The sequence below is a fragment of the Clostridium pacaense genome, from assembly GCF_020709765.2.
Taxonomy (GTDB): domain Bacteria; phylum Bacillota; class Clostridia; order Lachnospirales; family Lachnospiraceae; genus Enterocloster; species Enterocloster hominis.
On sequence record NZ_JAJFEB020000028.1, the window covers coordinates 21,538 to 34,170 of the forward strand.

Here is a 12,633-nt window from a genome sequence, read left to right on the forward strand (position 1 = left end):
TTCTTATGCTGTCAGCAGTCTGTTAGTCCCAAGCAATTCGCAAATCTGGAATAAACCCCGAATTTGATTGAACATAAGATAATACCCCCGAGTGTTGGAAATAGACCATCAGTCTGTCTTGACGGATGAGTTGATTAATATTGGATAAGGAGAGATACTATGCGGGAAAAATTGCAGACACTTCCTCTTGCAGAATTAAAGGAAATGGCTAGAAACCAGGGTATCAAAGGAATCAGCAGCCTGCGCAAGGCTGAGATCATCGACCTGCTCTGCGAGGCGGCAGAGAAGAACCCGGAAGTAAAGCCAACTGAAATCAGAAAAGAGGAAAGACGCCAGGCGCCGGACAATGCCCAGCCCAGGCAGGAGACTGTGAAGCCCAGACAGGATAATGCCCAGACCAGGCAGGATAACATCCAGTCCAGACAGGACAATGCCCAGTCCAGACAGGACAATGCCCAGTCCAGGCAGGATAACATCCAGCCCAGACAGGATAATACCCAGTCCAGGCAGGACACCATCCAGTCCAGGCCCCAGGAATCCCAGGACAGACAGGAAAGCCGTAACCAGGAGCCAAGACGTAACACCAACCGGTCTTACGAGAATAATAAATATTCAGCTAACAAGTCCCAGCAGAACAGGCCCCATACCAATTACAGCCAGAACCAGGGGGCGAACCAGCAGTCAGAAGGCGGCGAGCGCGCTTCCAGGAATGACTCCAGGACCGATTCCAGGGCGGAGGGCAGGAGCGATACGACGGGTCTGTCCAACCAGGATATGGCAGAACTGGACAGCGGGATTGAAGCCAATGGTATCCTGGAGGTAATGCCTGATGGATTCGGATTCATCCGGTGTGAGAACTTCCTGCCGGGTGAGAACGACGTGTATGTGGCGCCGTCGCAGATCCGCCGCTTTAATTTGAAGACCGGTGATATCATTGCAGGCAACAGAAGGGTCAAATCAGCCACTGAAAAGTTTGCAGCCCTTCTTTATATCAAGACGGTGAACGGATATCCTTTAAGCGCTACGGAGACAAGACCTAATTTTGAGGATTTAACGCCCATCTTCCCTAACCAGCGCCTGCATATGGAGATGCCTGGCGTGAAGACATCCGTTGCCATGCGCGTACTGGACCTTCTGTCACCCATCGGTAAGGGACAGCGCGGAATGATCGTATCCCCGCCAAAGGCAGGTAAGACCACCCTGTTAAAGCAGGTGGCCAAGGCCATTACCACCAACCATCCGGACATGCATCTGATGATCCTCCTGATTGACGAGCGCCCGGAGGAAGTGACGGACATCAGGGAGGCGATTGTAGGCCCCAATGTGGAAGTAATCTACTCCACCTTTGACGAACTGCCAGAGCGCCATAAAAGGGTTTCGGAGATGGTGGCGGAGCGCGCCAAACGCCTGGTGGAACACGGCCGGGATGTCATCATACTCTTAGACAGCATCACACGCCTTGCAAGGGCATATAACCTGACGGTTGCGCCCAGCGGCCGTACCCTTTCCGGCGGTCTTGACCCGGCGGCCCTTCATATGCCCAAGCGGTTTTTCGGCGCTGCCCGCAACATGCGTGAAGGCGGAAGCCTGACCGTGCTGGCAACTGCGCTGGTGGATACCGGAAGCCGTATGGATGATGTTGTATACGAGGAATTTAAGGGAACCGGCAACATGGAGCTGGTCCTGGACAGGAAGCTGTCAGAGAAACGTATCTTCCCTGCCATTGACATCCTTAAGTCAGGTACGAGAAGGGATGACCTTCTGCTGACCAGGGAAGAGGCAGAGGCGGTGGATATCATACACAAAGCAACAAACTCCATGAAGCCCGAGGACGCCGTGGAAAAGATACTGGATCTGTTCGCAAGGACCAGGAACAACAGGGAGTTTGTGGAGAACGCCAAGAGAATCAGGTTTTATTAGGGCGTGTTTGAAAATTCATTCCCGCCATCTGCACGCCCCACTTCGTGGCAAATCTGGCCCCAATTCGGTCAACGTAGCCCGCTACGCCTCCCTCATCGGGACCAGATTTCCCACAAAGTGGGACGTACATCTGACGGAAAGCAATTTTCAAACACACCCGGGCGTATTTGTGCCGCAGCGTCAGGCGGAAGCATTTTTCTCTTTTAACAGGTCGCGGATTTCGGCCAGAAGTTCCTCCTGGGTGGGACCGGCAGGCGCGGGCGCCTCTTCCTTTTTCTCTTCCTCATGGCGAAGGCGTGAACTGATGGCGGCAACGGTCTTGATCATGAAGAACATGCAGGCCCCGATGATAATAAAATCAAGGACATTTTGAAGGAAGCTGCCATACAGTATGGCGGCTTCTGCTTTTACCACCTCGCCGCCAGCCTTTACTTCCGGGCTGAGCACGTATTTGAGCGTATTGAAGCTGGCCCCGCCCGTGAGGGCGCCGAGGATTGGCATCAGGATGTCATTTACAAGGGATGTGACAATCTTGCTGAACGCGCCGCCTATGATGACGCCCACAGCCATGTCGATGATGTTGCCTTTCAGTATGAACGCTTTGAATTCTTTCATTACATTGTTCAGGTTACTCATTTTGTAATCCTCCTATCATTTGTAGTTTCATGTGTTCTATTGTAGTGCTCCATCCAGCCGGCAAATTGTTAATAATTTATCATTCTTAATCCATATCCTTCCCCGTGTAAGGCGCGGTCATTTCTAAAATCCTATGACTCCAGGTCTGACTTGAGAAGTTCGTTGTATTTATCAATAATCCTGTAAAATGCATCCACATCCGCCTGGCCGCATTGTTCAATCAGATAAGATGTGGTCTGGGTGATGTCGGCCACGTCATATGCCTTGTGGACACTGGAAAGCCTCTGGCCTTTATCCGTCACATAGAGGCAGACGGATTTCTCGTTGTTCTCCTTGAAGCGCTTCTCAACGTATCCGGAATCCACCAGCCGTTTGATGACCTGTGAGATGGCGCTTTTGCTTTTGTGCCACAGCTTTGACAGTTCCGTGGCAGTGATTCCCGGGCAGTCGTCGATGTATGTAAGGGTGTGTATCTCCATCATATTAAAATGTTCATTCTCATAGGTGTGATGGGCATAGATGTAATTGTGATATAGAATGACGAATTCATACAATGTATTCGCCCTTACATTCAGCTTCTGGTACGCGCTGTTGATATCTGTAAGATGGCTCATATGGGTATTGGCTCCTGTTCTTATATAATGTCTGTACATGTTATAGTAACATATCTGGAAAAGGGCTTCAATGCTTTATTTTAACCAAAACAGGAAAAATAGTAAAGTTATAGAACAATATTGAAAAAATATAGTCGTTTTAATGTGCAGAATGCCCTTGTTATTAAAAAAAATACAAAGTATATTGACATTATGCACCAAGTATTTTATAATATAGTTTATCAAGTGAACAATATTTAAAAGCTTGCTTACGCTTGGGAAAGGATGGTATGAAAGATGGACTTTGAGAAGTTCTGTAGGGAGAATTGTGTGGAACGCCGGGGTACCGGTACACTGAAGTGGGATTCACTCCAGGAGATTTTTGGGGATGCAGACCTGCTTCCGCTGTGGGTGGCTGATATGGAGATACAGTCCCCGGCTGTTGTCAGGGAGGCGCTGACAGAGCGTGTGAAGCACGGTGTTTTTGGCTATGGGAAGGTGGAGGATGAATACTTTGATTCTTTCTTTGCATGGCAGAAGAAGCATCATAATGTAGAACTTGCCAAGGAGAACGTCCGCTTTGCCACTGGGGTTGTGGGTTCCCTGTACGCGGCGGTAAGGGCCTATACCAAGGAGGAGGCATCTGTAATCATCTGTCCTCCTGTGTATTATCCATTCTATGATGCTATTTTAAATACAGGAAGGAAGCTTGTGACATGCGAGCTTGACAACGACCATGGATATTACAGCCTGGATTTTGAGAAGTTTGAAAAGGAAATCGTTGATAACAAGGTAGAGATGTTCATCCTGTGCTCCCCTCATAACCCGGTAAGCCGCGTATGGTCTGAGGAAGAACTGGATACCATGTTCTCCATCTGCCGTAAGCATGGGGTGCTGGTTGTTTCGGATGAAATCCATCAGGACTTTACATACGAAGGGAAGCCTTTTGTGTCCTCTGCATGTGTGAAGGGCGGGGAATACAAGGATATCCTGATTACCCTGAACTCCGGCTCCAAGACCTTTAACCTGGCCGGACTCATCCATTCCCATGTCATTATTTTTGACGGGAAGCTGATGGAAGCGTATGATGCCTACATTAAGGGTATCGGCTCCCCTGAAGTGAACCTGATGGGTATCACCGGTATGGGCGCTGCTTTCAGGGGCGGGGAAGAGTGGCTTTCGGATGTCAAGGCCCTGATCCTTCACAACTACGATTATATGAAGCAGGAATTTGCCAGGGAACTGCCTGAGGTCATTGTTACGCCTCTGGAGGGAACCTATCTGTCATGGATTGATCTTAAGGGCTATGTGCCGGGAGATGAGACAGCCAGGTTCATCCAGGATAAGTGCAGGCTGGCCTGTGATGTGGGTGAGTGGTTCAGCGTCATGGCACAGGGATACATCCGTATCAACCTTGCCACAGATACAAAGAATATTAAAACTGCAGTTGCAAGCATCATCAATAACATCAAAGAAAGGTTGGGGGAATAAATGGCTGTCACTATCAGTGTAATCTGTTTTTTGGCGTATCTGGGATTCTTGTTTTATTTAGGAAAAAAAGGAAAATCTTTTAATGTGCGTGTTGTGGCCGGTCTGTTCGGCGGTATTATATTTGGCGCAATCTTAAAGTCAGTGGCTGACGATGCGGCTGTTTCCGAGAGCCTGCGCTGGATCAGCCTGGTGGGGACCGCATATACCAAGCTTTTGAAAATGATGGTCATCCCGTTGATTTTCGTATCCATCGTGTGTGCCATCATCAACCAGAAGTCTGGTAAGAACCTTGGTAAGATTACAGCCCTTGTGCTGGTAATCCTTCTGTCAACAGCGGCAGTCGCAGCGGTTGTGGGCGGCGTTACGGCCCAGACCTTCGGCGTCAGCGCAGAGGGACTGGAGATTGGCGAGGCCGAGACACAGAAGACGGCCCAGCTGGAGGAAAAGGCCCAGGAGGGACTTTCCATTGAGAATACCATCATTGATATCATTCCGTCCAACCCAATCTATGCCCTGACCGGACAGGGAAGCAATGCAACCCTTTCCGTGGTGCTGTTCGCGGCATTCCTTGGAATCGGCGTCATCGGGGTGCGGACCTATGCCCCGGAACAGGCGGAGTTCTTCAGTAAAATGATGAACTCGCTAAATACCCTGGTGGTGGAAGTGGTCATGATGATCATCATGCTGACTCCGTTCGGCATCTTCTCATTGATGACCAAGACCATTGCGGGAAGTGATTATACCAGTATACTGCGGCTTGTGACCTTTGTGCTTGCTTCCTACACGGCCATCATCATCATGTTCGTAATCCACGGACTGATACTGGCCTTTGCAGGACTCAGCCCATTTGTATACTTTAAGAAGGCCATGACCACCCTGGTATTTGCATTTACCTCCCGTACCAGCGCCGGCACCCTTCCACTGACCATCCGTACCCTGACCGATGAGATGGGCGTGGACAATGGCGTTTCCAACCTGGCAGGTTCCCTGAGCACCTCCATCGGACAGAACGGATGCGCTGCGATTTATCCGGCCATGCTGGTAGTGATGGTGGCGCCTGCCGTAGGACAGCCCATCACACCATCCTTCTTCATCCTGATGGTGGTTGTCATCACTTTTGCTTCCATCGGTATTGCCGGAGTGGGCGGCGGAGCGACATTTGCCGGAATCACGGTATTATCCGCACTTGGGCTTCCTGTTGGAATCGCAGGACTGTTAGTTGGTATTGAGCCTGTCATCGATATGGCAAGGACCGCGCTGAATGTAAGCGACGGCATGGTTACGGCCCTGGTATCCGCCAAGATGACCAAGAACATTGATATGGATGCATATAATGATAAATCCAGGAATCTGGATAAGAAGCCTGCAGCGAAAGCTTAATGGCAATAGGCCGGAAAAGGCTGAGAGTTAAAATAGACTGTAAAGGATGTGTGAACATGGGAAAACGTGTGCTCATTGTAGGAGGAGTTGCCGGAGGCGCTTCCGCGGCAGCCAGGGTAAGGCGCCTGGATGCGGACGCATCAATCACCATATTTGAACGGGGAGAGCATGTATCATTCTCCAATTGCTCCCTTCCCTATTATTTAAGCAGGACAGTGGAAGATAAGGACTGGCTTGTGCTTATGACGCCGGAGGGATTTAAGGCGTCCTATGATATTGAGGTAAGGGTTAACAATGAGGTGTATGGCATTGACCGGGAGCGCCAGGTCATCCTGGTCCGGGACAGTGTGTCCGGCCGGGAATACGAAGAGGCTTATGATGAGCTGGTCCTTTCACCTGGATCATATCCAATCCGCCCCAGGTCAATCGAGGGAGTATCCCTTCCCCATGTCTTTACGGTGCGCAATGTGAATGACATCGCAAAGCTGGACCAGTACGTGTCCAGGGAGGAAATCCGCAATGTGGTTGTGATCGGCGGAGGCTTCATCGGGCTTGAGGTGGCTGAGAACCTTAAGACAGCCGGGAAACATGTGGCTGTGGCGGAAGCCGCGGACCAGATCATGATGCCATTTGATTATGATATGGCCCAGATCCTGCAGAAGGAACTTCATGACAAGGGCGTACAACTGGCTGTGGGGGATGGCGTAAAGGCAATTGCCGGGGATAAGGTCACCTTGAATTCTGGAAAGGAGCTGCCCTGCGACGCGGTGGTGCTCTCCATCGGCGTGCTGCCTGAGACGGAACTGGCTAGACAGGCAGGGCTGGAACTTGGGGAAACCGGGGCCATCAGGGTTTCGGCTGATTACCGCACAAGCGACCCGCATATCTACGCGGTGGGCGATGCCATTGAAGTTTACAACCAGCTGACCCGCAGGCCGGTGAAGCTGCCCCTGGCCGGCCCGGCCCTGCGCCAGGCAAGGGCTGCCGCCGATGCCATGTACGGCATACCAAACAGGAACAGGGGTGTCATCGGTTCCTGCGCGGTAAGGCTGTTTGAACTGAACGCCGCTGCCACAGGGCTTAACGAGAGGACGGCCCGGGCCAGCAATATCCCATGCGATTCTGTGTACACCATGTCCATGGATAAGGTGGGGCTGATGCCGGGAAGCGCGCCCATGCATTTCAAGCTTGTATTTGAGGTGCCCACGGGAAGGATCCTGGGAGCCCAGGCCATTGGAAAGGGCAATGTGGATAAGAGGATTGACGTGGTTGCAACCCTGATAGCCATGAACGGCACCCTGGAGGACTTAAAGGATCTGGAGCTGTGTTATTCACCTGTGTTCGGAACTGCCAGGGACGTGGTCAATCTGGCGGCCCTGGTGGGACTGAACGTGCTTCACGGCGTGTTTAAGCAGGTCCATGTTGGCGAAGTGCGCGGCCTGGTGGAGGATAAAGCCTGCATCATTGATGTGAGGGGCAGGGATGAGTTTGAGGCAGGCCACCTCATAGGGGCAGTCAATATCCCATTGGGCGAGCTGCGCCAGCGCACGGAGGAGATACCCAGGGACAGACCCGTATACCTGCATTGCAGGACCAGCCAGAGAAGCTATAATGCAATCATGGCGTTAAAGGGCCGCGGTTTTGATAACATCATCAACATTTCCGGCTCATTCCTGGGAATCAGCTGCTATGAATATTTCACGGATGTGACAACGGGCCGGGAGAAGATTGTAACGGAATATAATTTTATGTAAAATGATTTAAAACGGTAAATGCTTCATCGGGCGGCAGACCTTTAAGACAGGTCATGCCGTCCGATTTTCAGATATTTATGGTCCGGCCCGCCCTGTTGTGGGATTATTCGGACAGGCTGAAAAACATCTTGCAATCCCGGACAATTTATGCTATACTGTGTAAGCTGTCTGGATTGACGGCAGTTTTAGCATCTGCGTGAGTCAGAACCTTACGGTGAGGATGCGTTTAACTTGAACAGTGCTGATATCTGTGCGTTCTGGTGACGGCGGGAGCCGGCTGCCTGTAATGTACAGAGGCAGATTGGCATACAGGCCGCGGTCGGAAACCGCAAATATTATCAGAGAGGTGAAAGAAATGAGAGAAGGAATCCATCCAAATTATTACCAGGCAAAGGTTGTCTGCAACTGTGGTAATGAGTTCGTAACAGGATCAACAAAGAAAGACATCCACGTGGAAATCTGTTCCAAGTGCCATTCATTCTATACCGGCCAGCAGAAGGCTGCTCAGGCCCGTGGACGTATTGATAAGTTCAATCGTAAGTATGGCATGAATGCTAACTAATAGGCAAAAAAGATGAGGGTTGGGCTTGGCATCAGGCTCAGCCCTTTCTGGTTTATGCGGCGCGGCGTCAAAACCGCGCGGTACAGCACAGAAAGGTAAGAAAGGATGAAATATTCAGGAATTGGCGGTCAGGCCGTAATTGAAGGCATCATGATGCAGAACGGCAATGATTACGCCATAGCGGTCCGCAAGCCGGACGGGGATATTGAGGTGAAAAAGGATACCTACGTAAGCATTACCAGGAAGCATAAGTTTCTTGGGCTTCCGTTTATCAGGGGTATTTTCAGTTTTATAGATTCCATGGTCGTGGGCATGAGGGCCCTGACCTGGTCCTGCAGTTTTTTCGAGGATGACGAGGAGGCCCAGCCCAGCCGGTTCGAGGCGTGGCTTGACAAGGTCTTTGGGGAAAAGCTTGAGGGCATCCTCATGAGTGTGGTGATGGTATTTTCCTTTGTCATGGCCATCGGTATATTCATGGTGCTGCCGCTTCTCATTGCGCGCTTCTGCAAAAGCTTCATCCACTCAGAGACAGTGATGGCCATACTGGAGGGCGTGATCAGGATTGTCATCTTCATTGCGTACATCAAGCTGGTATCCAGGATGGAGGACATAAAGAGGACCTTCATGTACCATGGTTCGGAGCACAAGTGCATTAACTGCATCGAGCACGGATTAGAGCTGACCGTGGACAATGTAAGGGCCAGTTCCAAGGAGCATAAGCGCTGCGGGACCAGCTTCATCATGATTGTAATGATCATCAGCATCCTGTTCTTCATGGTAATCCGCGTGGATACCATCTGGCTTAGGATTGTCAGCCGTATCGTGCTGATTCCCGTAATCGCAGGCGTGTCCTATGAGTTCCTGCGCTTTGCAGGCAGGCATGATTCCAAGCTGGTGAATATCTTAAGCCGTCCCGGTATGTGGATGCAGGGACTGACCACCACCGAGCCGGATGACAGCATGATTGAGGTTGCGATTGCAGCGGTTGAAACCGTGTTTGACTGGAGGAACTACCTGGATGAGACATTTCCCGGATGGAAGGAAAACAGCGCCGGGATCCAGGTCGGCGGTACAGGCGGTGCCTGTGATGAAAAGAAACACAAAGGAGCGGCAGGACATGACCATGCAGCAGCTGCTATGGCAGGGAACGGAGAAACTGAATAGAAGCAGCGTGCCGGACGCGGGTCTGGATGCAAGGTATCTTCTGCTGGAGGCATTTGGCCAGAGCCTGGCCTCCTTCCTGGCGGTAAAGGACAAGGCCCTTCCTGAGGATGAGGAGACATTTTCAAAGTGCAGGAAGTACGAGGAAATGATTGACCGGAGGGCGGAGCGGATTCCCCTCCAGCACCTGACAGGCGTCCAGGAGTTCATGGGATTTGAGTTTTATGTAAATGAACATGTGCTGATTCCAAGGCAGGACACGGAGACACTGGTGGAGCTGGTGTTAAAGGAGCAGAAGGGAAAGGATGCAGCGCTTCTGGACGTATGCACCGGGTCCGGATGCATTGCAATCAGCCTGGCCCTTATGGGCGGCTACCGGGATGTGACGGCCCTGGACGTGTCAAGGGAAGCCCTGGCAGTTGCGGCCCGGAACGCACAGCGTCTTCTGAAGGAGCATGAGGGTGAGTTCAACCTGATTGAGAGCGACATGTTTGAACGCCTGGAACCTGACCGCAGATATGACATCATTGTCTCCAACCCGCCCTATATACCCAGCCACGACATAGAAGGGCTGGAGCCTGAGGTGAGGGATTACGAGCCAAGGATGGCCCTGGACGGAACCGCTGACGGACTTGCGTTTTACCGGATACTGGCAGAGGGATGCAGGAAGCATCTCTGCCCCGGGGGATGTGTGTATATGGAGATTGGATTTGACCAGGGACAGGCGGTAAGCCGGATGTTTGAGATGCAGGGATATGTGCAGGTGGAAGTGATGAAGGATATGGCCGGGCTGGACCGGGTGGTGCGTGCCGGTTGGAAGGAGACAGGAGGGAATTATGTTTGATAGATTAGATGATATGTTAATCCATTATGAGGAATTGATGCTGATGCTGGGGGACCCGGCTGTGACCCAGGACACCAAGCGGTTTACCCGGCTTATGAAGGAGCAGGCAGACCTGGCGCCCATCGTGGAGGCTTATAAGCAGTATAAGCAGGCCAAGCAGGACGTGGAGGACAGCCTGGCCCTCCTTGAGGAGGAAAACGATGAGGAGATGCGCGAGATGGCCAAGGAAGAACTGTCCGATGCCAAGAAGCGTATCGAGGAACTGGAGCATGAGCTGAAAATCCTCCTGCTTCCCAAGGACCCCAATGACGACAAGAACATCATCCTGGAAATCCGCGCAGGCGCTGGCGGTGATGAGGCGGCCCTGTTCGCCGCGGAGCTGTACCGTATGTACTCCAACTATGCGGACGGCCACAGATGGAAGGTTGAGATCATCAGCCTGAATGAAAATGGAATCGGCGGCTTCAAGGAAGTGGTGGCCATGGTTACCGGCAAGGGAGCCTACTCCAAGCTTAAATACGAAAGCGGCGTACACCGCGTGCAGCGGGTGCCTGAGACAGAATCCGGCGGCCGCATCCATACCTCCACTGCAACGGTTGCCGTCATGCCTGAGGCAGAGGAAGTGGATGTGCAGATTGATATGAACGATATCCGTATCGACGTAATGCGTGCGTCCGGCAATGGCGGCCAGTGCGTCAATACAACGGATTCCGCGGTACGTCTGACCCATATGCCCACCGGAATCGTGATTTACAGCCAGACAGAGAAGTCGCAGCTTCAGAACAAGGAAAAGGCCTTCCGCCTGCTGCGCTCCAAGCTGTACGACATCGAGCTGGAGAAGCGCCAAAGCTCCGAGGCGGAGGAGCGCCGCAGCCAGATCGGCACAGGCGACCGTTCTGAGAAAATCCGCACCTACAATTTCCCTCAGGGCCGTGTGACGGACCACAGGATTAAGCTGACTTTGTATAAGATTGATTCCATTATGAACGGGGATATCCAGGAACTGCTGGATAACCTGATTGCGGCGGATCAGGCGGCGAAGCTGGCTAAGATGAGTGAGATGTAAGAATCCCTGCTTTTTTAGATTGGCTTCGAAGAGAATATTGTCATGTGTTATCGCTCTATTTCGGAAGGAAATGGAGCGATTTTTACATTTATCTGGTTGATATCCCTTGCTTTATATTATCATGTACCGATGCACCTGCAAGATGAATTTTTTGTTTGAAGATGACAAGTTTTGTTTGGGTTTATGCTATACTTGGTTAAGACATGTAAAAAGGGGGAAGGGCTGATGGCAGATGATAAAAAAGTATTTGTATTAGAGGAACATTTGCAGGATAAGGAACTTGATTTGAATGAATACACTCATATTAGAGCGTATCATGCGTGTAGGCCGATTGATATTCAAAAGTATCTTACAGAGGGATTACAAATTATTAGTAGAAAACAAGCATTAAAAGCGTCTTTAGATAGGATTAAGTCAGATTTCATTACTGAGGAAGAGATAAAAAAGAAGTTTAATGAAAACTGGAAAGAATTAGATGATATACATAAAAGGGTTTGGTTGCAAATGAATAAGGAGGAGCTATTATCTTGGTCAGGACATTATTTGATTTATGGCAGTGAATTTATTAATGCGTTGGCAACGGAACTTGGTTGTAAGTCATCTTTAAAGAAAGTGGGGATACCGACAATCTTTCACTGTAATATTCCGCTGAATAATATTAGTTCATTTTCGATTATGGACATTGAAGAGGGGATTGTTTCTGGGGATACAGAAGATATTTCAATTGAAGTGGATGAAGTTGCTTCACAAAATATTATCAATTATGAACATCCTAAAAAAGTGTTAGACCTATATTGTAATATGATGTATAGACCAAATTATGGAGAATTAAAGAAATTGGGTTATATAAGCGATAAACTGTGAGGTCTTGATACAGTGCCTTGTTGCATTTGGATTGAAAATTGGCCAATTTGAACCTGAGTATATTTCTAAAATGAATTTTTATTTAGAAGCACTTGGCAGACAGTATAAACGAGAAAATGAGAATCCAAGTGTAGGGGTTATCCTGTGTGCATCCAAAGATGATGAGGTAGTTGAATATTCATTAAGCCGGAACTTTTCGCCAACCATGGTTTCCGAGTATACGTTAAAATTACCAGATAAAAAAATATTGAGGAAGAAGCTAAGGGAATTGACCATTTTAGCAGAAGCAATGGAGGAGTGATTTGTGTCAACGCTGTTGCCACAAATTTATATATTTTATATTGACTAAAAATGGTTTGAAA

General features: G+C 50.0%; 13 protein-coding genes. 10 read left to right on the top strand and 3 right to left on the bottom strand.

All coding sequences use genetic code 11. The annotated features are described in order from the left end of the window. Positions 1-159 precede the first annotated feature (159 nt). On the top strand, positions 160-1,920 hold the full coding sequence (rho, locus tag LK536_RS55835; RefSeq protein ID WP_227797130.1) for a transcription termination factor Rho: 1,761 nt from the start codon (positions 160-162) through the stop codon (positions 1,918-1,920). Here the strand turns inward: rho and LK536_RS55840 are convergent. The 3 genes from LK536_RS55840 to LK536_RS55850 form a co-directional block, all read right to left on the bottom strand. Then, positions 1,907-2,050 (bottom strand): DUF6783 domain-containing protein, encoded by a 144-nt coding sequence (locus LK536_RS55840; RefSeq protein WP_474913579.1) that lies wholly within the window; start codon positions 2,048-2,050, stop codon positions 1,907-1,909. The genes rho and LK536_RS55840 overlap by 14 nt on opposite strands. 50 nt (positions 2,051-2,100) lie before the next feature. Continuing rightward, positions 2,101-2,556, bottom strand: a complete 456-nt coding sequence (gene mscL, locus LK536_RS55845) for a large-conductance mechanosensitive channel protein MscL (protein ID WP_227797129.1) — start codon at positions 2,554-2,556, stop codon at positions 2,101-2,103. Between the two features lie 131 nt (positions 2,557-2,687). After that, the gene (locus LK536_RS55850) at positions 2,688-3,170 is read right to left on the bottom strand and encodes a MarR family winged helix-turn-helix transcriptional regulator (RefSeq protein ID WP_025485382.1); all 483 of its coding nucleotides are present in this window, start codon (positions 3,168-3,170) and stop codon (positions 2,688-2,690) included. 276 nt (positions 3,171-3,446) lie between these two features. Here LK536_RS55850 and LK536_RS55855 point away from each other — a divergent pair, with 276 nt between their 5' ends. The 9 genes from LK536_RS55855 to LK536_RS55895 all read left to right on the top strand — a co-directional run bounded on the left by LK536_RS55855 (position 3,447) and on the right by LK536_RS55895 (position 12,572). Continuing rightward, positions 3,447-4,640 (top strand): MalY/PatB family protein, encoded by a 1,194-nt coding sequence (locus LK536_RS55855; protein ID WP_008720052.1) that lies wholly within the window; start codon positions 3,447-3,449, stop codon positions 4,638-4,640. Between the two features lie 48 nt (positions 4,641-4,688). Next, positions 4,689-6,020: a cation:dicarboxylate symporter family transporter gene (locus LK536_RS55860; protein ID WP_506092256.1), complete on the top strand. Its 1,332-nt coding sequence runs from the start codon at positions 4,689-4,691 to the stop codon at positions 6,018-6,020. A gap of 56 nt (positions 6,021-6,076) precedes the next feature. Then, entirely contained in the window at positions 6,077-7,774 is a 1,698-nt protein-coding gene (locus tag LK536_RS55865; RefSeq protein WP_227797128.1) for an FAD-dependent oxidoreductase, read from the top strand. A 355-nt stretch (positions 7,775-8,129) separates the two neighbouring features. Continuing rightward, positions 8,130-8,336, top strand: coding sequence for a 50S ribosomal protein L31 (rpmE, locus tag LK536_RS55870; RefSeq protein WP_025485384.1), 207 nt, complete (start codon positions 8,130-8,132; stop codon positions 8,334-8,336). A 105-nt stretch (positions 8,337-8,441) separates the two neighbouring features. Further along, the gene (locus tag LK536_RS55875) at positions 8,442-9,500 is read left to right on the top strand and encodes a DUF1385 domain-containing protein (RefSeq protein ID WP_227797127.1); all 1,059 of its coding nucleotides are present in this window, start codon (positions 8,442-8,444) and stop codon (positions 9,498-9,500) included. After that, entirely contained in the window at positions 9,424-10,341 is a 918-nt protein-coding gene (gene prmC / locus LK536_RS55880; RefSeq protein WP_331472302.1) for a peptide chain release factor N(5)-glutamine methyltransferase, read from the top strand. Before LK536_RS55875 ends, prmC begins: the two co-directional genes overlap by 77 nt. After that, on the top strand, positions 10,334-11,407 hold the full coding sequence (gene prfA / locus LK536_RS55885; RefSeq protein WP_227797126.1) for a peptide chain release factor 1: 1,074 nt from the start codon (positions 10,334-10,336) through the stop codon (positions 11,405-11,407). Before prmC ends, prfA begins: the two co-directional genes overlap by 8 nt. 225 nt (positions 11,408-11,632) lie before the next feature. Further along, positions 11,633-12,271: a hypothetical protein gene (locus LK536_RS55890; protein WP_227797125.1), complete on the top strand. Its 639-nt coding sequence runs from the start codon at positions 11,633-11,635 to the stop codon at positions 12,269-12,271. 4 nt (positions 12,272-12,275) lie between these two features. Then, positions 12,276-12,572, top strand: coding sequence for a PDDEXK nuclease domain-containing protein (locus tag LK536_RS55895; RefSeq protein ID WP_331472301.1), 297 nt, complete (start codon positions 12,276-12,278; stop codon positions 12,570-12,572). Positions 12,573-12,633 lie beyond the last annotated feature (61 nt).

Bases quoted from the DNA above. Each gene is read 5' to 3' on its own strand.
- rho (WP_227797130.1), top strand. From the start codon at position 160: ATGCGGGAAAAATTGCAGACACTTCCTCTTGCAGAATTAAAGGAAATG.
- LK536_RS55840 (WP_474913579.1), bottom strand. From the start codon at position 2,050: ATGTACGTCCCACTTTGTGGGAAATCTGGTCCCGATGAGGGAGGCGTA.
- mscL (WP_227797129.1), bottom strand. From the start codon at position 2,556: ATGAGTAACCTGAACAATGTAATGAAAGAATTCAAAGCGTTCATACTG.
- LK536_RS55850 (WP_025485382.1), bottom strand. From the start codon at position 3,170: ATGAGCCATCTTACAGATATCAACAGCGCGTACCAGAAGCTGAATGTA.
- LK536_RS55855 (WP_008720052.1), top strand. From the start codon at position 3,447: ATGGACTTTGAGAAGTTCTGTAGGGAGAATTGTGTGGAACGCCGGGGT.
- LK536_RS55865 (WP_227797128.1), top strand. From the start codon at position 6,077: ATGGGAAAACGTGTGCTCATTGTAGGAGGAGTTGCCGGAGGCGCTTCC.
- rpmE (WP_025485384.1), top strand. From the start codon at position 8,130: ATGAGAGAAGGAATCCATCCAAATTATTACCAGGCAAAGGTTGTCTGC.
- LK536_RS55875 (WP_227797127.1), top strand. From the start codon at position 8,442: ATGAAATATTCAGGAATTGGCGGTCAGGCCGTAATTGAAGGCATCATG.
- prmC (WP_331472302.1), top strand. From the start codon at position 9,424: ATGAAAAGAAACACAAAGGAGCGGCAGGACATGACCATGCAGCAGCTG.
- prfA (WP_227797126.1), top strand. From the start codon at position 10,334: ATGTTTGATAGATTAGATGATATGTTAATCCATTATGAGGAATTGATG.
- LK536_RS55890 (WP_227797125.1), top strand. From the start codon at position 11,633: ATGGCAGATGATAAAAAAGTATTTGTATTAGAGGAACATTTGCAGGAT.